The organism is Streptomyces sp. NPDC002825, from assembly GCF_040295385.1.
Classification (GTDB): domain Bacteria; phylum Actinomycetota; class Actinomycetes; order Streptomycetales; family Streptomycetaceae; genus Streptomyces.
The window spans coordinates 1-20,937 of record NZ_JBEOVH010000030.1 but is presented as its reverse complement, the minus strand read 5'-3'; the positions used below and the strand labels follow the sequence as shown (position 1 = coordinate 20,937).

22 protein-coding genes and 1 tRNA gene are annotated in these 20,937 nt (G+C 72.1%); 10 read left to right on the top strand and 13 right to left on the bottom strand.

What is annotated here, in order from left to right; genetic code table 11:
• The first annotated feature begins 18 nt into the window (after positions 1-18).
• Positions 19-612: a TetR/AcrR family transcriptional regulator gene (locus ABT041_RS30325; protein ID WP_351190428.1), complete on the top strand. Its 594-nt coding sequence runs from the start codon at positions 19-21 to the stop codon at positions 610-612.
• A gap of 8 nt (positions 613-620) precedes the next feature.
• Here the strand turns inward: ABT041_RS30325 and ABT041_RS30320 are convergent, their stop codons facing one another.
• Complete coding sequence (locus ABT041_RS30320; RefSeq protein ID WP_351190426.1) at positions 621-1,835, bottom strand: acyl-CoA dehydrogenase family protein; 1,215 nt, start codon at positions 1,833-1,835, stop codon at positions 621-623.
• A gap of 6 nt (positions 1,836-1,841) precedes the next feature.
• Positions 1,842-2,864, bottom strand: coding sequence for a phosphotransferase family protein (locus ABT041_RS30315; protein ID WP_351190424.1), 1,023 nt, complete (start codon positions 2,862-2,864; stop codon positions 1,842-1,844).
• Positions 2,865-2,996: 132 nt separating this feature from the next.
• On the opposite strand from ABT041_RS30315, the gene ABT041_RS30310 reads away from it, so the two are divergent.
• Positions 2,997-4,262 carry an enolase C-terminal domain-like protein gene (locus ABT041_RS30310; RefSeq protein ID WP_351190422.1) on the top strand — a complete coding sequence of 422 codons (1,266 nt, stop codon included), beginning with the start codon at positions 2,997-2,999 and terminating at the stop codon, positions 4,260-4,262.
• Positions 4,263-4,616: 354 nt separating this feature from the next.
• Here ABT041_RS30310 and ABT041_RS30305 read toward each other — a convergent pair whose 3' ends face one another.
• Together ABT041_RS30305 and ABT041_RS30300 are read right to left on the bottom strand one after the other, a co-directional pair.
• Entirely contained in the window at positions 4,617-5,528 is a 912-nt protein-coding gene (locus ABT041_RS30305) for an MBL fold metallo-hydrolase (RefSeq protein ID WP_351190419.1), read from the bottom strand.
• 79 nt (positions 5,529-5,607) lie between these two features.
• Positions 5,608-5,961 (bottom strand): winged helix-turn-helix transcriptional regulator, encoded by a 354-nt coding sequence (locus ABT041_RS30300; protein WP_351190417.1) that lies wholly within the window; start codon positions 5,959-5,961, stop codon positions 5,608-5,610.
• A gap of 69 nt (positions 5,962-6,030) precedes the next feature.
• On the opposite strand from ABT041_RS30300, the gene ABT041_RS30295 reads away from it, so the two are divergent.
• Complete coding sequence (locus ABT041_RS30295; RefSeq protein WP_351190415.1) at positions 6,031-6,666, top strand: NADPH-dependent F420 reductase; 636 nt, start codon at positions 6,031-6,033, stop codon at positions 6,664-6,666.
• Between the two features lie 48 nt (positions 6,667-6,714).
• Entirely contained in the window at positions 6,715-7,644 is a 930-nt protein-coding gene (locus ABT041_RS30290; RefSeq protein ID WP_351190413.1) for an NADP-dependent oxidoreductase, read from the top strand.
• 12 nt (positions 7,645-7,656) lie between these two features.
• Here ABT041_RS30290 and ABT041_RS30285 read toward each other — a convergent pair whose 3' ends face one another.
• The 5 genes from ABT041_RS30285 to ABT041_RS30265 all read right to left on the bottom strand — a co-directional run bounded on the left by ABT041_RS30285 (position 7,657) and on the right by ABT041_RS30265 (position 10,681).
• Entirely contained in the window at positions 7,657-7,974 is a 318-nt protein-coding gene (locus ABT041_RS30285) for a DUF202 domain-containing protein (protein WP_351190411.1), read from the bottom strand.
• Complete coding sequence (locus ABT041_RS30280) at positions 7,971-8,366, bottom strand: YidH family protein (protein WP_351190409.1); 396 nt, start codon at positions 8,364-8,366, stop codon at positions 7,971-7,973. The genes ABT041_RS30285 and ABT041_RS30280 overlap by 4 nt, the downstream gene beginning before the upstream one ends.
• Positions 8,367-8,689: 323 nt before the next feature.
• Complete coding sequence (locus tag ABT041_RS30275; protein WP_351190407.1) at positions 8,690-9,211, bottom strand: NUDIX domain-containing protein; 522 nt, start codon at positions 9,209-9,211, stop codon at positions 8,690-8,692.
• Positions 9,212-9,252: 41 nt separating this feature from the next.
• On the bottom strand, positions 9,253-10,017 hold the full coding sequence (locus tag ABT041_RS30270; RefSeq protein ID WP_351190405.1) for a glucose 1-dehydrogenase: 765 nt from the start codon (positions 10,015-10,017) through the stop codon (positions 9,253-9,255).
• A 34-nt stretch (positions 10,018-10,051) separates the two neighbouring features.
• Entirely contained in the window at positions 10,052-10,681 is a 630-nt protein-coding gene (locus tag ABT041_RS30265) for a TetR/AcrR family transcriptional regulator (RefSeq protein WP_351190403.1), read from the bottom strand.
• A gap of 94 nt (positions 10,682-10,775) precedes the next feature.
• Here ABT041_RS30265 and ABT041_RS30260 point away from each other — a divergent pair, with 94 nt between their 5' ends.
• Together ABT041_RS30260 and ABT041_RS30255 are read left to right on the top strand one after the other, a co-directional pair.
• Positions 10,776-12,431 carry an FAD-binding dehydrogenase gene (locus ABT041_RS30260; protein ID WP_351190401.1) on the top strand — a complete coding sequence of 552 codons (1,656 nt, stop codon included), beginning with the start codon at positions 10,776-10,778 and terminating at the stop codon, positions 12,429-12,431.
• 105 nt (positions 12,432-12,536) lie between these two features.
• Entirely contained in the window at positions 12,537-13,421 is an 885-nt protein-coding gene (locus ABT041_RS30255; protein ID WP_351190399.1) for a TIGR03619 family F420-dependent LLM class oxidoreductase, read from the top strand.
• A gap of 54 nt (positions 13,422-13,475) precedes the next feature.
• On the opposite strand, the gene ABT041_RS30250 is transcribed toward ABT041_RS30255, so the two are convergent.
• Both ABT041_RS30250 and ABT041_RS30245 read right to left on the bottom strand, forming a co-directional pair.
• Entirely contained in the window at positions 13,476-14,873 is a 1,398-nt protein-coding gene (locus ABT041_RS30250; protein ID WP_351190397.1) for a GntP family permease, read from the bottom strand.
• 59 nt (positions 14,874-14,932) lie between these two features.
• Positions 14,933-15,457, bottom strand: a complete 525-nt coding sequence (locus ABT041_RS30245; RefSeq protein WP_351190395.1) for a gluconokinase — start codon at positions 15,455-15,457, stop codon at positions 14,933-14,935.
• Positions 15,458-15,614: 157 nt separating this feature from the next.
• On the opposite strand from ABT041_RS30245, the gene ABT041_RS30240 reads away from it, so the two are divergent.
• The 4 genes from ABT041_RS30240 to ABT041_RS30225 all read left to right on the top strand — a co-directional run bounded on the left by ABT041_RS30240 (position 15,615) and on the right by ABT041_RS30225 (position 19,831).
• Positions 15,615-16,316 carry a FadR/GntR family transcriptional regulator gene (locus ABT041_RS30240; protein ID WP_041128413.1) on the top strand — a complete coding sequence of 234 codons (702 nt, stop codon included), beginning with the start codon at positions 15,615-15,617 and terminating at the stop codon, positions 16,314-16,316.
• A gap of 216 nt (positions 16,317-16,532) precedes the next feature.
• Complete coding sequence (locus tag ABT041_RS30235) at positions 16,533-17,993, top strand: amino acid permease (RefSeq protein WP_351190392.1); 1,461 nt, start codon at positions 16,533-16,535, stop codon at positions 17,991-17,993.
• A gap of 123 nt (positions 17,994-18,116) precedes the next feature.
• Positions 18,117-19,202: an S-(hydroxymethyl)mycothiol dehydrogenase gene (locus ABT041_RS30230; RefSeq protein WP_351190390.1), complete on the top strand. Its 1,086-nt coding sequence runs from the start codon at positions 18,117-18,119 to the stop codon at positions 19,200-19,202.
• On the top strand, positions 19,202-19,831 hold the full coding sequence (locus tag ABT041_RS30225; protein WP_351190388.1) for an MBL fold metallo-hydrolase: 630 nt from the start codon (positions 19,202-19,204) through the stop codon (positions 19,829-19,831). Before ABT041_RS30230 ends, ABT041_RS30225 begins: the two co-directional genes overlap by 1 nt.
• Here the strand turns inward: ABT041_RS30225 and ABT041_RS30220 are convergent.
• Both ABT041_RS30220 and ABT041_RS30215 read right to left on the bottom strand, forming a co-directional pair.
• Complete coding sequence (locus ABT041_RS30220; protein ID WP_351190386.1) at positions 19,815-20,741, bottom strand: pseudouridine synthase; 927 nt, start codon at positions 20,739-20,741, stop codon at positions 19,815-19,817. The genes ABT041_RS30225 and ABT041_RS30220 overlap by 17 nt on opposite strands.
• Positions 20,742-20,837: 96 nt before the next feature.
• Positions 20,838-20,925, bottom strand: a tRNA-Leu gene (locus ABT041_RS30215).
• Positions 20,926-20,937: the final 12 nt, after the last annotated feature.

Below are 20,937 nucleotides of genomic sequence, written 5' to 3'. Positions count from 1 at the left end.
CGAGGAAGGCGGCGGAGCATGGCCAGGACGACCGACGGGAGCGGCACCCCCGTCCCGCAGCGACTCCTCGCCGCCGCCACCCGGCTCTTCGCCGAGCAGGGCTACGACCGCACCTCCGTCCAGGAGATCGTCGAGGCCGCCGGGGTCACCAAGGGCGCGCTCTACCACTACTTCGGCTCCAAGGAGGACCTCCTCCAGGAGGTCTACTCCCGTGTCCTGCGCCTCCAGCAGGAGCGCCTCGACGCCTTCGCGGACGCCGACGAGCCCATCGGGGACCGGCTGCGCGCCGCCGCCGCCGACGTCGTCGTCACCACCATCGAGAACCTCGACGACGCCGCCATCTTCTTCCGCTCCATGCACCACCTGAGCCCCGAGAAGAACAAGCAGGTGCGGTCCGAGCGGCGCCACTACCACGAGCGGTTCCGGGCCCTGATCGAGGAAGGCCAGCGGGCGGGCGTCTTCTCCTCCGCCACGCCCGCCGACCTCGTCGTGGACTACCACTTCGGCTCCGTGCACCACCTGTCCACCTGGTACCGCCCGGACGGCCCGCTGACCCCGCAGCAGGTGGCCGACCACCTCGCCGACCTCCTGCTGCGGGCCCTGCGCCCGTAGGCTCCGGCCTAGAGGTACTTCTTCAGCTCCCGTCGCGCCAGCGACCGCTGGTGCACCTCGTCCGGCCCGTCCGCGAGCTTCAGCGTCCGCGCCGCCGCCCACAGTTCGGCCAGCGGGAAGTCCTGCGAGACACCGCCCGCCCCGTGCGCCTGCACCGCCTTGTCGATGATGTCGACGACGGCGCGCGGGGTCGCGATCTTGATGGCCTGGATCTCGGTGTGCGCGCCCCGGTTGCCGACGGTGTCCATCAGCCAGGCCGTCTTGAGGACGAGGAGCCGCAGCTGCTCGATGGTCACCCGGGCGTCGGCGATCCAGTTCTGCACGACGCCCTGCTGGGCGAGCGGCTTGCCGAAGGCCGTACGGGAGACGGCGCGCCGGCACATCAGCTCGACCGCCCGCTCGGCCATGCCGATGAGCCGCATGCAGTGGTGGATGCGGCCGGGGCCGAGCCGGGCCTGCGCGATGGCGAAGCCGCCGCCCTCCTCGCCGACGATGTTCGCGGCCGGGACGCGGACCCCGTCGAAGATCACCTCGGCGTGGCCGCCGTGGTAGTGGTCCTCGTACCCGTACACCTGCATCGCGCGCCGGACCTCGACGCCCGGGGTGTCGCGCGGGACGAGGATCATCGACTGCTGGCGGCGGGGGTCGGGCCCGTCGGGGTCGGTCTTGCCCATGACGATGAAGATCCTGCAGTCGGGGTTCATCGCCCCGGAGATGTACCACTTGCGGCCGTCGACGACGTACGAGTCCCCGTCCCGCCGGATCCGGGTCTCGATGTTCGTCGCGTCGGAGGAGGCGACCTCCGGCTCGGTCATCGCGAAGGCCGAGCGGATCTCGCCGGCGAGGAGCGGCTCCAGCCACTGCTTCTTCTGCGTCTCGTCGCCGAACTGGGCGAGCAGCTCCATGTTCCCGGTGTCCGGGGCCGCGCAGTTGAGGGCCGTCGGGGCGAGCTGGGGGCTGCGGCCGGTGATCTCGGCGAGCGGCGCGTACTGGAGGTTGGTCAGCCCGGCCCCGTACTCCGCATCGGGAAGGAAGAGGTTCCACAGTCCCTGCCGCTTGGCCTCGGCCTTGAGCTCCTCCACGACCGGTGGGGTGTCCCACGGGGAGGCGAGCCGGGCGCGCTGCTCCTCGGCGACGGCCTCGGCCGGGTAGACGTGCTCGTCCATGAAGGCGAGCAGCTTCTCGCGCAGCTCGACCGTGCGGGCGTCGTAGGCGAAGTCCATGGTGGTTCAGCCCTCCTGAAGGGTGGTCAGGCCGTGTTCGATGAAGACGGGGACGAGTTCGCCGATGCGGTCGAAGCCGGCGCCGACCGTCTGCCCGAGGGTCCAGCGGTAGTGGATGCCCTCCAGGATCACGGCGAGCTTGAACCAGGCGAAGGCCGTGTACCAGGCGAGTCCTGAGGTGTCGCGGCCCGAGCGGGCGGCGTAGCGCTCGACCAGCTCGGCGGGGCTCGGATGTCCGGGGGCCGTGGCGGTCGTGGAGACGGGGGAGTCCGGCACGTCGAGCGGCGTGCTGTACATGACGAGGAGGCCGAGGTCGGTGAGCGGATCGCCGAGCGTGGACATCTCCCAGTCGAGCACGGCCCGGATCCGGTCGTCCTCGCCGACCAGGACGTTGTCGAGGCGGTAGTCGCCGTGGATCACGGTCGGCGGGGGAGAGGCGGGCAGCGCCCGCCCGAGGGCGGCGTGCAGCTCGTCGATGCCGGGCAGCTCGCGGCCGCGCGAGGCGTCGAGCTGCTTGCCCCACCGGCGCAGCTGCCGGTCCAGGAAGCCCTCGGGGCGCCCGAAGTCGCCGAGACCGACGGCCTCCGGGTCGACGGCGTGCAGGTCGACGAGCGTGTCGACGAGGCCGAGGACGGCCGCGCGGGTGCGCTCGGGGCCGAGCGGGGCGAGCTGGCGGGCCGAGCGGTACGGCGTCCCGTCGACGAACTCCATGACGTAGAACGGGGCGCCGAGCACGGACTCGTCCTCACAGAGCAGCACGGTCCCGGGGACGGGCACGCCCGTCCCGGCCAGGGCGCTGATGACGCGGTGCTCGCGCCGCATGTCGTGGGCCGTGGCGAGGACGTGGCCGAGCGGGGGGCGGCGGACCACCCAGCGGCCGCTGCCGTCGCTCACGACGTACGTCAGGTTCGACCGGCCGCCCTCGATCAACCGGGCTTCGAGGGGGCCGGACACAAGGCCGGGCCGCTCGCGGTCGAGGAATCGGCGCAGCTGCTCGGGGTCGAGTCCTGGCGGCGGGGCGGAGCTCATACGTGCGTACCTCCGGATCGGCTTCGGTCGGCGTTCATGATGACCGACCAGTCGGTATGTCGTCCAGGGGGTACGGGGAAAGGCGCGGTCGGCCCCCTGGCTCCGGGTCGCATCCATGAATACAGTCCACATATGGACGCGAAGCTGATCGTCGACGAAGTCCGGCTGACCCCGATCCTCATCTCCGACCCGCCCCTCCTCAACAACCAGGGCGTCCACCAGCCCTACACGCCCCGGCTCGTGGTGGAGGTCGTCACCAGGGGAGGGGTGAGCGGCCTGGGCGAGACGTACGGGGACACGGTCTATCTGGACCTCGCCCGCCCCCTGGCCGAGGCGCTCCCGGGTCGCTCGATCACGGATGTGAACAGCCTCTTCGCGCTGGCGGAGGAGGCCGGGGGCGCGCCGCACTCCGACACCGACGAGGGAGTCGACGCGAGCGGCCTGCGCGGGGTCCGTACCGCCGAGAAGCTCCGCCTCTCCGTCGTCTCCGCCTTCGAGACCGCCTGCCTCGACGCGCTCGGCAAGACCCTCGGCCTGCCCGTCCACGCCCTCCTCGGCGGCAAGGTCCGGGACGAGGTCGAGTACAGCGCGTACCTCTTCCACAAATGGGCCGGTACGGACGAGTGGGGCGCGGCCCTCGACCCGGCCGGCATCGTGGCCCAGGCACGCCGCTTCGACCGCGCGTACGGCTTCCGCTCCTTCAAGCTCAAGGGCGGGGTCTTCGCGCCCGAGCGGGAGATCGCCGCGATCCGGGCGCTCGCCGAGGCGTTCCCCGGCCGGCCGCTGCGCCTCGACCCCAACGGCGCCTGGTCCGTGGAGACCTCGCTCGCCGTCGCGCGCGAGCTCGAGGACGTCCTGGAGTACCTGGAGGACCCGGCGAGCGGCACGGCGGAGATGGCGGCGGTCGCCGCCGGGACGGACGTTCCGCTCGCCACCAACATGTGCGTGACCACCTTCGAGGAGGTCCCGGAGGCCTTCGCCAAGGGGGCGGTACGGATCGTCCTGTGCGACCACCACTACTGGGGCGGGCTCCACCGCACCCGCGAACTGGCCGCGCTCTGCCGGACGTACGGGGTCGGGCTCTCCATGCACTCCAACACCCACCTGGGCATCAGCCTGGCGGCGATGACCCAGGTGGCGGCGACTCTGCCGGGCCTGCACCACGCGTGCGACACCCACTACCCGTGGCAGACGGAGGACGTGGTGACGCGGCGCCCGGTCTTCCAGGAGGGTCGCGTCAGGGTCTCCGACGGGCCGGGACTGGGGGTGGAGCTGGACCGTGGTGCCCTGTCGGCCCTCCACCGGCGCTGGCTGGAGGACGACGGGACGCACCGCGACAGGGACGACACGGCGGCGATGCGAGCCACCAACCCCACCTGGACCAGAGACCACTGGTAGCCCCCGCCCCGTGTGGGACCCGCGCCCGCGCCCGGGCGGCGCCCCGGTCCGCCGCCGTGTGGGCAATCGTCCCGCTGGGGCGATGGGGGTCCCCCCTGCTCGAGCGAAGCCGAGAGCTTGGGGGAGGGTGGGCACACGGGACGGCGCCCTCAGCGGCGCCTCCGCGTTCCGCGCCTGGACCCGCGCCCCCTGTGCACCGAGCTGGTGGTGCGGGTTCAGGCTCGGGAGCCTCTGGCGCCGGCAAGGGCGCCGTCCGTTGTGCCCACCCGTTCCGCCCTGGGGGCACCTCCCGGACGAAGTCTGGGGGAGGAACGATTGCCCACAACGGGGCGGAAGGCCCGCCGCAACGGGGCCCTACGCGTGGCAAGCCACCGGCACCCCGCCGTTCATCACCGCCATGTCCCCGAAAACGGCCACAGGATCCAGCGGCGACCCCTCCGGCAGCCCCGCCAGCTCCGCGTACGCCCGGTGCAGGTTCGCCACCAGCCGCTCGCTCTCCCGCCACGCGGCGAACTCCCCGAGGTCCGCCGCCCGGGCGGTCTCCAGGGGCGTGTCCCCCTTCGCGTACCCCTCGGCCGCGAGCGCCGCCACCCACCGCAGGTACCGCTCCGTGGTGTCGTACGCCGAGGGGTCGGTGACCCGCCCGTGCCCCGGCACGACCGTCGGCGCGTCGAGGGACCGCAGCAGGTCGAGCGCGCGCAGCGAACCGGAGAGGGAGCCCATCGGCAGGAACGGCGTCCCGCCGTGGAAGACCAGGTCACCGGTGAAGACGACGCCCTGCTCGGGGAGATGGACGATCGAGTCGCCGGTGGTGTGCGCGGCGCCCGGGTGGAGCAGTCGCACCTCGATGCCGCCGACGTACAGGGTGAGCCGCTCGCTGTAGGTGACGGACGGCGGCAGGATGTCGACGCGCCCGAAGTCGGTCTGCGGCCACAGCAGATGGAGCTGGTGTCCGGCCGCGAGCTGCTCGGACCGGCAGTTCTCGTGGCCGACGATCCGCGCCTCGGGACGGAACACCCCGTTGCCGTAGGTGTGGTCGCCGTGGTGGTGGGTGGAGACGATGGTCCGCGGCAGCGGCAGCCCCTCGGCGAGCACCGCCTCGCGCAGCAGCAGGGCCCGGCGCTCGGTGGCGGCGGTGTCGACGAGCAGCGACTCCTCGGCGTCGCCGAGGAACCCGGCGTTGTTCAGGCACCAGCCGCCGTCGGGCTGGACGAAGGCGTGCACGTGCGGAGCGAGCGTGACCACATAGGGATCGGTGGCAGACAAAGGGATTCCCCCGGATGAGAGCCCGACTGGACAGGGGAAGAGTGCCAGCCGCCGCCCACCACTGAAAACCCGGAACGGCTCACTCCTCCTCGTCCCACCCCTGCGCCGCGACGAACGCGTCCCCGTACTCGGCCGACCACCGCCCCAGCGCCTCGAGCGGCCCGAGCAGCGAACGCCCCAGTGCCGTCAGCGCGTACTCGACCCGGGGCGGGGTCTCCTCGTACGACCGCCGTTCCACCAGGGCGTACCCCTCGAGGCGCCGCAGCGTCTGAGTCAGCACCTTCGCGCTGATCCCGCCGATCGCCGTCCGCAGCTCCCCGGGCCGGCGCGGCCCGTCCGCGAGCGCGTACAGGACGACCCCGTTCCAGGTGTTCGCCAGCAGGTCGAAGCCGAGCCGCGCCCGGCAGTCCGCGAGGACCCGGTCGGTAACCATGTGGTAAGTCGCCCCCTGTCTATGGTCGTTCACGACAGCACGCACAACGCTACGTGAGGGAGGACGCCCATGCGGGTGGGAGTACTGGGTACGGGAGCGATGGCACGGGCGCTCGGCGGAAGGTGGGCCGCGGCGGGCCACGAGGTGCTCGTCGGCGGCCGGGACGCGCGACGGACGGCGGCGCTCGCCGCGAGCAGCGGGGCCCGTGCCGGCACCCTCGCCGAGGCGGCCCGCTTCGGGGAGGCGACCCTGCTGGCCCTGCCGTACGACGCCGTCCTGCCGGCCCTCGAAGCGGCGGGCCCCGTCGGTTCGTTCGCCGGCCGGATCCTGATCGACTGCACCAACGCGGTGGGCCCCGGCCCGGTCCTCACCACCGGCGAGGGCCCCGGCGCCGCCCGTACCCTCGCCGCCGCGACCGGCGCCCGGGTGGTCAAGGCCTTCAACCACGTCACGCCCGCCGTGTGGAGCCGTACCCCGCCCGTCTTCGCGGACGGCCCGGTCGCCGTCCCGCTCTGCGGGGACGACGAGGAGGCCCTCGCGCTCGTCGCCGGTCTCGCAGCCGACCTGGGCTGCGCCCCCTTCGTCGCGGGCCCGCTGGCCCACGCGGACCTCCTGGAGGCGACGACGGCCTTCCTCATCGGCCTGTGGACCTCGGGGCGCGACCCGCGGGAGATGCTCCCGCCGCCGGCGGCCCTCGGCGGCTGACGGCCCCCCGGCTTGCGGGCCGGCCCCGTCGCACCGAGGGTCGGGGATATGAAGGCGATCAGCTACAGCCGGTACGGCGGTCCCGAGGTCCTGGAGTACGGCGAGCTTCCCGAGCCCAAGGTCGGACCGGACGGGGTCCTGATCCAGGTGCGGGCGGCCTCCGTCAACCCGGTCGACTGGAAGTGCCAGGCCGGATACCTCGACGGCCTGATGGACGCGGTCTTCCCGGTCGTCCCCGGCTGGGACGTCTCCGGTGTCGTCGTCCGGCTCGGTCTCTGCGTCCCCGAGTTCGCCGTGGGTGACGAGGTCATGGGGTACGTCCGCGAGGACTTCCTCTCCCGTGGCACCTTCGCCGAGTACGTCGCCGCCCCCGTCCGCACCCTCGCCCGCAAGCCCCGCACCTTCGGCTTCGAGGAGGCCGCGGCCCTCCCGCTCGTCGGCCTCACCGCGTACCAGGCGCTCCACCGGGCCCTCGCGGTACGGCCCGGGGACACCGTCCTCGTCCACGCGGCGGCCGGCGGGGTCGGCTCGGTGGCCGTGCAGATCGCCCGCCACCTCGGCTGCCGGGTCATCGGCGCGGCCAGGGACGCGGGCCAGGAGCGGGTGGCGGAGCTCGGCGCCGAACCCGTCCGCTTCGACGAGGAGACCTTCACCGACCAGGTCCGCGCCCTCGCCCCGCAGGGCGTGGACGCCGTCCTCGACACCATCGGCGGGCCGTTCCTGAAGCTCTCCGCCCGGCTCCTCGCCCCGCGGGGCCGCCTGGCGTCGATCGCCGACGGCGAGGTCCTCGCCCTGGGCGGCACCTACTTCTGGACCCGCCCGGACGCGGCCGACCTCGCGGCCCTCGCCGACCTGGCCGACGCGGGCGTCCTCACCGTACGGGTGGCCAGGTCCTTCCCCCTGGAACAGGCGGCCGAGGCCCAGCGCGCCAACGCGGCGGGCGGCCTCAACGGCAAGGTCGTGGTGACCGTCCCGTAGCAGCGTCGCGCCTCACCAGATCACCGCCGCCCCCAGGACGGCGAGCGCGATCGTGCACCCCGCAGCGAGCAGCGCGGCCCGGTGGGAGAGCGGCAGCGGCCGCGCCGCGCCCAGGGAACGGATCCGCCGGTGGGCCACCACCAGGAACGCCACCCACACCAGGGACGACAGCGCGAGCCCGGTCAGCTCCCTCGCCGTGACCTCGTCGCTGACGGTCAGCTTCACGGCGAGGACCGCGACGACCGTGCACGACAGAGTCGTACGCCGCCACGCGAGCCGGGTCCGCTCCGGCTGGAGCCCGGGATCCCGGGTCTCGGCGGCCTGGCTCACCGCCCGGCCCAGCCGAAGACGACGAGCACCACCATCGCCAGCGCCACCCCGGCCACCGCGAGGCTGAGCACCGCGGGGAACCGGGAGGCCGGCAGGTCCTCGCCGCGCCGCATCGCCCGCTCGCAGCGCACCCAGTGGTTCACCGCCCGCAGGGCGCACAGCACACCGGCGGCGAGCAGCGCGAGCGCGAGCCCGACGCGCACGCCCCAGCGCAGGTCCGGCAGGAACTGGTCGACGGCGAAGCCGCCACCCACCAGGGCGAGTGCGGTCCGGATCCAGGCGAGGAAGGTCCGCTCGTTGGCGAGGGAGAAGCGGTAGTCGGGGGTCTCGCCCTCGTCCCGGATCCGCTGCGGCGCGAACCACAGCCGCAGACTCTGCACGAATTCCCTCACCCGTGCACCCTAACGGCCGGATGATCGGACCGCCGGACAGCGGCTCCCGCGCCGGAGGGTCGGCCCGCCGTCTACCCGCTCAGGGCCCGCAGCGGCCGGACCGTCAGGCCGCCGTATGCCCGCTCCGGGCCCGCAGCGGCCGTGCGGTCAGCCCGCCGTCTACCCGCTCAGGGCCCGCAGCAGCCGGACCGTCAGGCCGCCGTCTACCCGCTCCGGGCCCGCAGCAGCCGGACCGTCAGGCCGCCGTATGCCCGCTCCGGGCCCGCAGCGGCCGCACGGTCGGCCCGCCGTCTACCCGCTCAGGGCCCGCAGCGGCCGGACCGTCAGCCCTCCGTGCGCCCGCTCCGGGCCCGCAGCAGCTCGTACGCGGCGAGGCCGTCCGGCACCCACTCCCAGGTGCCGAGGCGTTCCTCCAGCTCCCCGTCCGTCAGGAACGTGTGCCAGGCGACCTCCTCCACCTGCGGGTCGACCGGCAGGTCGCAGCGGACCTCGTAGACCGCCGACCACCACTTCCCGTCCCCGTCCCCGGCGTCGAACAGGAACGTCAGGACCGGCTCCGGCCGGGGGAGTCCGGAGACCCCGAGCTCCTCCTCGGCCTCGCGCAGCGCGGCCTCGTCGTAGGTCTCGCCAGCGCCGACGACACCGCCGACGAACATGTCGTACAGCGAGGGGTACGACAGCTTCGTCGCCGTCCTGCGGTGCACGAAGGTCCGGCCCTCGGCGTCCCTGACCCGGATGAAGACGCAGCGATGGGTCAGGCCCCGCGCGTGCACCTCGGCGCGCGGGGCCTGACCGATCACCCGGTCGTTGTCGTCGACGACGTCCACGATCTCTTCAGCGCTCATGCGCCCATGAAATCACCGCGGCACGGGGCACAGGACGGGTCTCACTGCCCCATGACGTACTTGACGGTCGGACCGGTCGTCCAGCCGCCGTCCACGGCGAGCTCCGCGCCCGTCACGTACGAGGCGGCGTCCGAAAGGAGGAAGACGACCGCGCCCGCGATCTCGTCGGCCTCGCCGACCCGGCCCATCGGCGTGTTCGGGTACTTGCCCTCGCCGCGCTCGATGCCGACGGAGGCCGTCATCGGGGTGTAGGTCATGCCGGGGTGGACGGAGTTGACGCGGATCTTCGCCGTGCCGAGCTCGACCGCGCCGATCTTCGTCAGGCCGCGCACGCCCCACTTCGAGGCGCCGTACCCGGCGGTCAGCGCCAGGCCCATCAGGCCCGCCGCCGAGGAGATGTTGACGATCGAGCCGCCGCCGGCCTCCTTCATCGCCGGGATCGCGGCCTTCATGCCGATGAAGACACCGGTCAGGTTGATGTCGAGGACCCTGCGGAAGTGCTCGACGGACTCGGTCTCCAGGAACGCGCCGGTGGAGATGCCGGCGTTGTTCACCAGACCGTGCAGCCCGCCGAACTCGGCCACCGCGAAGGCGACGGCCGCCGCCCACTCCTCCTCGGAGGTCACGTCGTGGTGGAGGAACCGGGCCCGCTCGCCGAGCGCCTCGGCGGTGGCCTTGCCGTCCTCGTCGAGGACGTCGGTGATCACGACGTTCGCGCCGGAGGCCACGGCAAGCCGGGCGGCCTCGGCGCCCAGGCCGCGGGCGCCGCCAGTGATGAGCACGGTCTTGCCGGTGAGGTCGTTCATGAGAGAGGTCCCTTCGGGGTCTTCGGGGTGCTGTTCAGACGCTCCGGGGCTGTGCGGCCCGGAGAAGCGCGGTGGTGGTCTCGACGAGGTCGGCGAGGAAGAGGGGCTCGTCCGTGAGCGGCTCGGTGCCGTCGAGGTACTGCCGGGCTCGGTCGGCCATGGCCGCGCCCACCACGGTCAGCGCCAGGTCGAGGCGCTCCAGGAGCAGCGGCTCGGGGAGCCCACCGGAGGCGAGGCGGTCCGCGATCCGCTCGATGAGGCGCCAGTAGACGGTGCCGGCGAGCGTGGGGTGGGGCGTGCGGGTGCGGACGCCGCTCTCGTGGCTGAGCTGCGCGGAGATCCGCAGGCAGCGGCGGCCACGGTCGGTGCGCAGCTCGCTGGCCTCGGCGGTGACGAGGGCGGCGATCAGCTGCTTCAGGTCGTCGCCCGCCTCCTCGAACAGCGGGGCCAGCACCCCTTCCGTACGGATCTGACGGCCGGCCATGACCGCGTCGAGCAGTCCGGCGCGCGAGCCGAAGTGGTACTGCACCGCCGAGGGGTTGGCCTGTCCGGCCAGCGCCACGACGTCCCGCAGCTGCGCCCCGTCGACGCCCTGTGCGGCGAAGAGCTCCTCCGCCGCGCGGATCAGTTTCTCCCGGGTCTCGGTGCCTGACGTCCTTGCCATGCGGTCATATTAATGCTCGGCATTAGAAAACGGAAAGGCCGCGACCGGGCCCGGACGGTTGACTCGATACATCCGTGTATCCAAGATGCGGTCCATGTCCTACGACGCTGACGTGATCGTGATCGGGGCGGGCCTCGCCGGCCTCGTCGCCACAGCCGAACTGGTCGATGCCGGCCGCACCGTGATCCTCCTCGACCAGGAACCCGAGCCGTCCCTCGGCGGCCAGGCCCACTGGTCCTTCGGCGGCCTGTTCCTCGTCGACTCGCCCGAGCAGCGCAGGATGCGCGTCAAGGACAGCCATGCCCTCGCCCTCCAGGACTGGTTCGGCACCGCGGGCTTCGACCGCAGCGAGGACCACTGGCCGAGGAAGTGGGCCGAGGCGTACGTCGACTTCGCCGCGGGCGAGAAGCGCGCCTGGCTCCACGCGCGCGGGGTGCGCTTCTTCCCCGTCGTCGGCTGGGCCGAGCGCGGCGGCTACGACGCCAACGGCCACGGCAACTCCGTACCCCGCTTCCACATCACCTGGGGCACGGGACCCGGCCTCGTCGCCCCCTTCGAGCGCAAGGTCTGCGAGGGCGCCGCCCGCGGCCTCGTCGACCTCCGCTTCCGCCACCGCGTCACCGGCCTCGGCCGCACCGCCGGAGCCGTCGACACGGTCTCCGGCGAGATCCTGGCCCCCTCCACGGCGGCCCGCGGCACCGCGTCGAGCCGCGAGGTCACGGGCGCCTTCGAACTCCGGGCCCAGGCCGTGATCGTCACCTCCGGCGGCATCGGCGGCAACCACGACCTCGTCCGCGCGCAGTGGCCCGCCCGGCTCGGCACCCCGCCGGCCAAACTGCTCTCCGGCGTCCCCGCCCACGTGGACGGACTGATGCTCGGCGTCGCCGAGAAGGCGGGCGCCCGCCACATCAACCGCGACCGGATGTGGCACTACACCGAGGGCATCGAGAACTGGAACCCCATCTGGGCCCGCCACGGCATCCGCATCCTGCCCGGCCCGTCCAGCCTCTGGCTCGACGCCACGGGCAAGCGGCTCCCCGTCCCGCTCTTCCCCGGCTTCGACACCCTGGGCACCCTCGAACACATCATGCGGACCGGACACGACCACACCTGGTTCGTCCTCGACAAGCGCATCATCGGCAAGGAGTTCGCGCTCTCCGGCTCCGAACAGAACCCCGACCTCACCGGCAAGTCCGTCCGCGACGTCCTCGGCCGCGCCCGCGCCGACGTACCCGCCCCCGTGCAGGCCTTCATGGACCACGGCGTCGACTTCGTCGTCGAGAACGACCTCTCCGCCCTCGTCCGCGGCATGAACGCGCTCACCGGCGAACCCCTCATCGACGAGGCCGCGCTGCGCCGCGAGATCACCGCACGCGACCGGGAGATCGCCAACCCCTTCACCAAGGACCTCCAGGTCACGGCGATCCGGGGCGCCCGCAGGTACCTGGGCGACAAACTGATCCGCACGGCGCCCCCGCACCGCATCCTCGACCCGAAGGCGGGCCCGCTGATCGCCGTGCGCCTCAACATCCTCACCCGCAAGTCCCTCGGCGGCCTGGAGACCGACCTCGACTCCCGGGTCCTGACGGAGGGCGGCGAACCGCTGGACGGCCTGTACGCGGCGGGCGAGGCGGCGGGCTTCGGCGGCGGCGGAGTCCACGGCTACCGCTCCCTCGAAGGCACCTTCCTCGGCGGCTGCATCTTCTCGGGCCGCGCGGCGGGCCGGGCGGCGGCGAAGGCGGTGAACTGACGGACCCCGCCCGGCGCGACGTACAGCTCCCACGCGAGCGGTGTGGTACGGGTCACACGCCGAGACCTTCGTGTCGCGGGGCGCCCCCCGGCCCAGGATGAGGCCATGGAGATAGGCATCGCACTGCCCCAGTACGGCACCCACGCCCGCGCGGACCGCATCGCGGCCTTCGCGCGGGACGCCGAGGACGCCGGGTTCGACTCGTTCTGGGTCGGCGACCGCGCCCTGACCCCGGTCGCCCCCAGCGACCTCTATCCGGGCCACACCCCGGAGAACCCGTACCCCCGCCAGTACAAGACCTTCCTGGACCCGCTGACCGTGCTCACCGTCGCCGCCGGCGCGACCGCCCGCGCCCGGCTCGGCATGAGCACCCTCAACGGCCCCTGGTACCCGCCGGCCCTCCTCGCCCGCTCGCTGACCTCGCTCGACCAGGTCAGCGGCGGACGCCTGGACGTCGGTCTCGGCATCGGCTGGCTGCGCGACGAGTACACCGCCGTCGGCGCCGACTTCGGCCGGCGCGGCGCCCTCCTCGACGAGCTGCTCGACGTCCTGCACGGCTTCTGGACCCAGGAGGAGTTCGGCCACGAGGGACCCCGCTGGACGATCCCGGCCTCGTACGTGGGCCTCCGCCCCGTCCAGCCGGCCGGACCGCCCGTCTACCTCGGCGGCTTCAGCCCGGCCGCCCTGCGCCGGGTCGGCCGCCGGGCCGCCGGCTGGGTCGGCGCCGTCCTGCCGCCCGGGGCGGCCGAGGGCCTGTGGGACGTGGCCCGGCGCGCCGCCGAGGAGGCGGGCCGCGACCCGGAGGCGCTGCGCCGGCAGATCCGCCACAACCCCGCCCCGGGCGCCACGGCGGACGCGATCGCCGCCGTGCTCGAGGGCGTCCGTGACACCGGCGCCGACGGCTGCTTCGTCGACCTCCAGCAGTCGGTCGACTCGCCCGACGAGGCCCTGGAGCTCGGAGCGAAGGTCCTGGACCTGTTGCGGGGCTGAGCACGACGGAGGGGCCCCGGACGTTCCGGGGCCCCTCCGCGCGTACGGGACCGGCTAGATCACCAGCGACAGCAGCAGCACGAACACGATGCCGACGACCGAGATGATCGTCTCCATCACCGACCAGGTCTTGATCGTCTGGCCGACGTTCATGCCGAAGTACTCCTTCACCAGCCAGAAACCGGCGTCGTTGACGTGGCTGAAGAAGAGCGAACCGGCGCCGATGGCGAGGACGAGGAGCGACATCTCACCGGTGGACATGCCCTCGGCGAGCGGGGCCACCAGGCCGGCCGCCGAGATCGTCGCCACCGTGGCCGAGCCGGTCGCGAGCCGGATCGCGACCGCGATCAGCCAGGCGAGCAGCAGGGCCGGGATCGACCAGTCCTTCGAGAAGTCGAGGATCATCTGACCGACGCCGATGTCGATCAGGGTCTGCTTGAAGCCGCCGCCCGCGCCGACGATCAACAGGATGCCGGCGATCGGCGCCAGGGACTTCTCGACGGTCGAGTTCAGCCGCTCCTTGGTGAAGCCGGCCGCGCGGCCCAGCGTGAACATGCCGACTATGACGGCCGCGAGCAGGGCGATCAGCGGGGAGCCGATGACGTCGGTGACCTTCTGCACGCCGTTCTCGGGGTCGTCGACCACGATGTCGACGAGCGCCTTGACCAGCATCAGGACGACGGGCAGCAGGATGGTCGCGACCGTGGCGCCGAAACCGGGGCGCTTCTCCAGGTCCTCGGAGGGACGCGGCGGGATCATCTTCTCCGGGGCCTGGATGTCCACCCAGCGGGCGGCGTACTTGGAGAAGAGCGGACCCGCGATGATCACGGTGGGGATGGCGACGACCAGGCCGAGCGCGAGGGTCACGCCCAGGTTGGCGCCGATCGCGTCGATCGCGACGAGCGGGCCGGGGTGCGGCGGGATGAGGCCGTGCATCACGGACAGGCCGGCCAGGGCCGGGATGCCGATCCGCATCAGCGAGTAGTTGCCGCGCTTGGCGACCATGAGCACGACCGGGATCAGCAGCACGATGCCGACCTCGAAGAAGAGCGGCAGACCGATCACGGAGGCGATCAGGACCATCGCCCACGGCATGGCCTTCTTGCCGGTCTTCGCCAGGATCGTGTCCACGATCTGGTCGGCGCCGCCGGAGTCGGCGAGCAGCTTGCCGAGGATCGCGCCGAGCGCGATGAGCACGCCCACGCCGGCCACGGTGTTGCCGAGTCCGGTGCTGAACGACTTGATGGTGTCCGCGAGCGGGGCACCCGCGAACGCGCCGAGCGCCAGCGACCCGATGGTCAGGGCCAGGAACGCGTGCAGCTTGAACTTGGTGATGAGCAGGACGATGACGGCGATGCCGGCGAGCACGGCGATCCCGAGCTGGGCGTTGCCTGCCGAGGTGATCGGTTCGGCGGCGTCCGCTGCCAGAACCTCGACGCTGAGACTGGTCACGGTGGTGTCCTTCGTACGGGCAGGAAGGGGGACGGGGATGCGGGGGTACGGGCGAGAGGTCAGCCGGCCACGCCGCGCAGGGCGGCGACGGCGCGGGCGGTGATCTCCTCCGGGGTGCCGGAGACGTCGACGGCGACGCCGGCCTCGTCCTCCTGCAGCGGCTGCAGGGCGGCGAACTGGGAGTCGAGGAGCGCCGTGGGCATGAAATGGCCCTTGCGTGCGGCCATCCGCCCCTCGATCAGCTCCCGGTCACCGGTCAGATGCAGGAAGACGACCCCGGGCGCGGCCGCACGCAGCCGGTCCCGGTAGATCCGCTTGAGCGCGGAGCTGCTCACGACCCCGCCGAGTCCGGCCCGGCCGTGCGCCCACTCCCCGATGGCGTCGAGCCACGGCCCCCGGTCCGAGTCGTCCAGCGGGACGCCGGCCGACATCTTGGCGACGTTGGCCGCCGGGTGGAAGTCGTCGCCCTCGGCATACGGCAGACCGAGCGCCTCCGCGACCAGCGGACCGATCGTGGTCTTGCCGGTCCCGGCGACGCCCATCACGACGACGACCGGGGGAGCGGAGAGGGGGGTGGTGCTCATGGGGGGTGCCTCGCTGTCTTCTTCGACATCGATTCGGTGAATCCGTCGCGCTCATGAAACCCATTGGGTACGACGTATTCAAGAGTCTGTGACGTAAAAGTCGTACTTTTAATTCCCGGGTGTGATCACACGCGCCCGCGCGCATAGGCTGATCGGCATGACGACACCGGCCCAGGGGCTCCACTCACACGTCCTGGCCACCCTGGGTCTCGCGATCACCGCCGGGGAGTACCCGCCCGGCACCGTGCTGCGCACCGACGAGCTCGCCCAGCGCTTCGACGTCTCCCGGACCGTCGTCCGCGAGGTCGTCCGGGTCCTGGAGTCCATGCACCTCGTCGAGTCCCGCCGCCGGGTCGGCGTGACCGTGCTCCCCACGGCCAGCTGGAACGTGTACGACCCCCAGGTCATCCGCTGGCGGCTCGCCGGCGCCGACCGCCCCCGCCAGCTCCGCTCGCTCACCGTGCTGCGCTCGGCCGTCGAACCGGTCGCCGCGGGCCTGGCCGCCCTGAACGCCACCCCCGAGCAGTGCCGCGAGCTCACCGAGCAGGCCCTCGGCATGGTCGCCACCTCACGCGGCCGGCGCCTGGAGGAGTACCTCGTCCACGACATCGCCTTCCACCGGGTCGTGCTCAACGCCTCGGGGAACGAGATGTTCGCCCGCCTCGGCGACGTCGTCGCCGAGGTCCTCACCGGCCGCACCCACCACCACGTGATGTTCGAGGATCCCGACCCGGCCGCCGTCACCCTCCACGTCCAGGTCGCCGAGGCGGTACGCGAGCGGGACGCGGCCCGCGCCGAGGAGCTCACCCGTCAGATCGCCGTCGGCGCACTGCAGGAACTGGACGTCCTCGCTCCGTGAGTGGCCGTAAACCCCCCGTTACTTTCCGGTAAGTTCTGCGTAAAGCTCTGAACTAGCTCAAATCTGGGCTTTCAGTGACATGCGCCACAGTCAGTCGGCCTCGTTGCCGTGAGGATGTCCGCTGGCCGTGCCGGGGACACCTCCCCTTCATGGGGACACCCCCCACCAGGTACGGCCGGGCCCGCACAGCTCCCCCTCACGAAGGCGAACAACTCCATGACTGACCGCGTCACCGCGGCCGAGCCGCTGTCCGCCGCTCCGGCGAACCCGGCCGCCGCCCCCCACGTCGACGCAGGCGACGCCGGCTACCGCAAGGACCTCAAGTCCCGGCACATCAACATGATCGCCATCGGCGGCGCCATCGGCACCGGCCTCTTCCTGGGCGCCGGCGGCCGCATGCACAACGCCGGACCGTCGCTCTTCATCGCGTACGCGGTCTGCGGCCTCTTCGCCTTCTTCGTCGTGCGCGCGCTCGGCGAGCTCGTGCTCTACCGCCCGTCCTCCGGCGCCTTCGTCTCGTACGCCCGGGAGTTCATGGGCGAGAAGGGTGCCTACACGGCCGGCTGGCTCTACTTCCTCAACTGGTCGACCACCGCCGTCGCCGACATCACCGCGGCCGCCACCTACGCCCACTTCTGGGCCATGTTCAGCGACATCCCGCAGTGGGTCCTCGCGCTGATCGCCCTCGCGGTCGTCCTCGCCGCCAACCTCATCTCCGTGAAGTACTTCGGCGAGATGGAGTTCTGGTTCGCGATCATCAAGGTCGCCGCCCTGGTCGCCTTCATGATCGTCGGCATCTTCCTCGTCGTCACCTCGCACGACGTCGGCGGCCACACCCCCGGCCTGCACAACATCACCGAGAACGGCGGCATCTTCCCGAACGGCGTCATGCCGATGCTGCTGCTGATCCAGGGCGTCGTCTTCGCCTACGCCTCCGTCGAGCTGTGCGGCGTCGCCGCCGGTGAGACCGAGAACCCCGAGAAGATCATGCCGAAGGCGATCAACTCGATCATGTGGCGCGTCGGCCTCTTCTACGTCGGCTCGGTCGTGCTGCTCGCGCTGATCCTCCCGTTCACCGCGTACACCGGCGACCAGAGCCCCTTCGTCACCGTCTTCGACAAGCTCGGCATCCCCGGCGCCGCCGGCGTGATGAACCTCGTCGTCCTCACCGCCGCGCTCTCCAGCCTCAACTCGGGCCTCTACTCCACCGGCCGCATCCTGCGCTCGATGTCGCTGTCCGGCTCCGCGCCCAAGTTCACCGGCGTCATGAACAAGGGCGGCGTCCCCTACGGCGGCATCCTGCTCACCGCGGGCTTCGGCATCGCCGGTGTCGTCCTCAACTTCCTGATGCCGGGCGAGGCCTTCGAGCTCGTCCTCAACTTCGCCTCCATCGGCATCATCGGCACCTGGGCGATGATCATGATCTGCTCGCTGCTCTTCGTGCGCCGCGCCGAGCAGGGCAAGCTCGTCCGGCCCGCGTACCGGCTGCCCTGGGCCCCGTACACCCAGATCATCACCCTGGGCTTCCTCGCCTCCGTCCTCGTCCTGATGTGGATGGACGGCGGCGTCGGCCGCACCACCGTGAACTGTCTGCCGCTCATCGCGGCCGCGCTCACCGGCGGCTGGTTCCTGGTCCGCCGCCGCGTCCGCGAGACCGCCGCGGCCCAGCAGAACTGACGACTTCCCCCAGGGAGAGGGCGGGACCCCCACAGGCATGGCCTGCGGGGGTCTCGCCTTTTGTCAGGAGATAGTGGTACGCAAGAGCCTTACAAGATCCGTTCGGAGAAAAGGAAGTTCGCGATGCCGCAGCACGTCCAGGGGGTCATCGCCCCCGGCAAGAACGAACCCGTACGGGTCGAGACGATCGTCATCCCCGACCCCGGCCCCGGCGAGGCCGTCGTGAAGATCCAGGCCTGCGGCGTCTGTCACACCGATCTCCACTACAAGCAGGGCGCGATCAACGACGAGTTCCCCTTCCTGCTCGGCCACGAGGCCGCCGGCATCGTCGAGTCCGTCGGCGAGGGCGTCACCGACGTCACCCCCGGCGACTTCGTGATCCTCAACTGGCGCGCCGTCTGCGGCACCTGTCGCGCCTGCGAGCGGGGCCGCCCCTGGTACTGCTTCGCCACCCACAACGCGAAGCAGAAGATGACGCTCCTCGACGGCACGGAGCTCTCCCCGGCCCTCGGCATCGGCGCCTTCGCCGAGAAGACCCTCGTCGCCGCCGGCCAGTGCACCAAGGTCGACCCGGCCGTCGCCCCCGAGGTCGCGGGCCTCCTCGGCTGCGGCGTGATGGCCGGCATCGGCGCCGCCATCAACACCGGCAACGTCGGCCGCGGCGACACCGTCGCCGTCATCGGCTGCGGCGGCGTCGGCGACGCGGCCGTCGTCGGCTCCCGCCTCGCCGGAGCCGCGAAGATCATCGCCGTGGACATCGACGACCGGAAACTGGCCAAGGCCAAGGAGATGGGCGCCACCCACACCGTCAACTCCCGCACCGCCGACGCCGTCGAGGCGATCCGCGAGCTCACCGGAGGCTTCGGCGCCGACGTCGTCATCGAGGCCGTCGGCCGCCCCGAGACGTACGAGCAGGCCTTCTACGCCCGCGACCTCGCCGGCACCGTCGTCCTGGTCGGCGTCCCCAGCCCGGAGATGCGCCTCGACCTGCCCCTCCTCGACGTCTTCGGCCGCGGCGGCGCGCTCAAGTCCTCCTGGTACGGGGACTGCCTGCCGTCCCGCGACTTCCCGATGCTCATCGACCTGCACCAGCAGGGCCGCATCGACCTCGCCGCCTTCGTCACCGAGACCATCGGCCTCGGCGACGTCGAGAAGGCCTTCGCCCGCATGCACGAGGGCGACGTGCTCCGCTCGGTGGTGGTCCTCTGATGACCGCCCGCATCGACCACCTGGTCACCTCCGGCACCTTCAGCCTCGACGGCGGCACCTGGGACGTCGACAACAACGTCTGGATCGTCGGCGACGACACCGAGGCCATCGTCATCGACGCCGCCCACGACGCCGAGGCCATCCTCGCGGCGCTCGACGGCCGCGCGCTGCGCGCCATCGTCTGCACCCACGCGCACGACGACCACATCGACGCCGCCCCGGCCCTCGCGGCCGCCACCGGCGCCCGCATCCTGCTCCACCCGGCCGACCAGCCGCTGTGGAAGCTGACCCACCCCGACCACACCCCGGACGGCGACCTCGCCGAAGGCCAGGTCCTCACCATCGCGGGCACGGACCTCAAGGTCCTCCACACCCCGGGCCACGCCCCCGGCGCGGTCTGCCTCCACGCCCCCGACCTGGGCACCGTCTTCACCGGCGACACCCTCTTCCAGGGCGGCCCGGGCGCGACCGGCCGGTCCTACTCGGACTTCCCGACGATCGTCGACTCGATCCGCGAGAAGCTCCTCACCCTGCCGCCGGAGACGGTGGTCCGCACGGGCCACGGCGACACGACGACGATCGGCGCGGAGGCCCCGCACCTGGAGGAGTGGATCAAGCGGGGCCACTGAGGACGGAGGGACTCTCGAAGACCCTCGGCACGCCCGTGAACGGGTCGGTGAACTTCAGCGTCCGCGCCAGCAGCTGCAAGGGACGCGAGAAGTCCTCCGGCCCGTCCTCACGAACGACGGGATAGAGGGGATCGCCGAGGATCGGCACCCCCAGCCGGTTCATGTGAACCCGCAACTGATGGGTCCTCCCGGTGACGGGAACGAGCCGGTACGAGGCGACCCCACCCGCGTGCCTCACCAGCTCCACCCGGCTCTCGGCATTCGGCTCACCCGGCACCTCCCGGGCGGCCATCACCCCACGCTCCTTCTCGATCCGGCTGCGCACGGTGACGGGCAGCTCGACGGCCGGATCGTACGGCGCCACCGCCTCGTACTCCTTGCGCACGACCCGGTCCCGGAACAGCGTCTGGTACGCCCCCCGGTCCTCCGGCCGCACGACGAACAGCACGAGCCCCGCCGTCAGCCGGTCGAGCCGGTGCGCGGGCTGAAGGAACGGCAACCCCAGATCCCGCCGCAACCGCGCGAGCGCGGTCTCCGTCACATGCCGCCCGCGAGGCATGGTCGCCAGAAAATGCGGCTTGTCGGCCACCACGATCCGCTCGTCCCGGTACACGACCCCGACCTCGAAGGGCACGGGCGTCTCGGCGGGAAGATCCCGATGGAACCAGAGATACCGCCCCGGAACATACGGCTCGTCTCCGCCGACGGGCCCGTCGACCCCGACGAACCGCTCCTCCCGCAACATCCCCTCGACCCGCCCGACCCCGACGGCACCCCCGTACCGCCCGACCAGATACTCCCGAACGGTCGCCCAGGCTCCCTCGGGGTCCTCCGGCAACCTCACCCGTACGGGGTCGATCCCGTGTCGCTGGGGGAGGGGCGAAGAAGGGGCCTTCGTTCTGCGTCGCACCGGGTCCTACCGCCGTGAATCGTGTCGCCGTGAGTCCTGCCGCCGTGAGTTCTGCAGCGTAACGAGAAAGGCCCCACAAAATGTGGGGCCTTTCGCTGGTGTCCGAGGGGGGACTTGAACCCCCACGCCCGATAAAGGGCACTAGCACCTCAAGCTAGCGCGTCTGCCATTCCGCCACCCGGACAAGGTGTCTGTC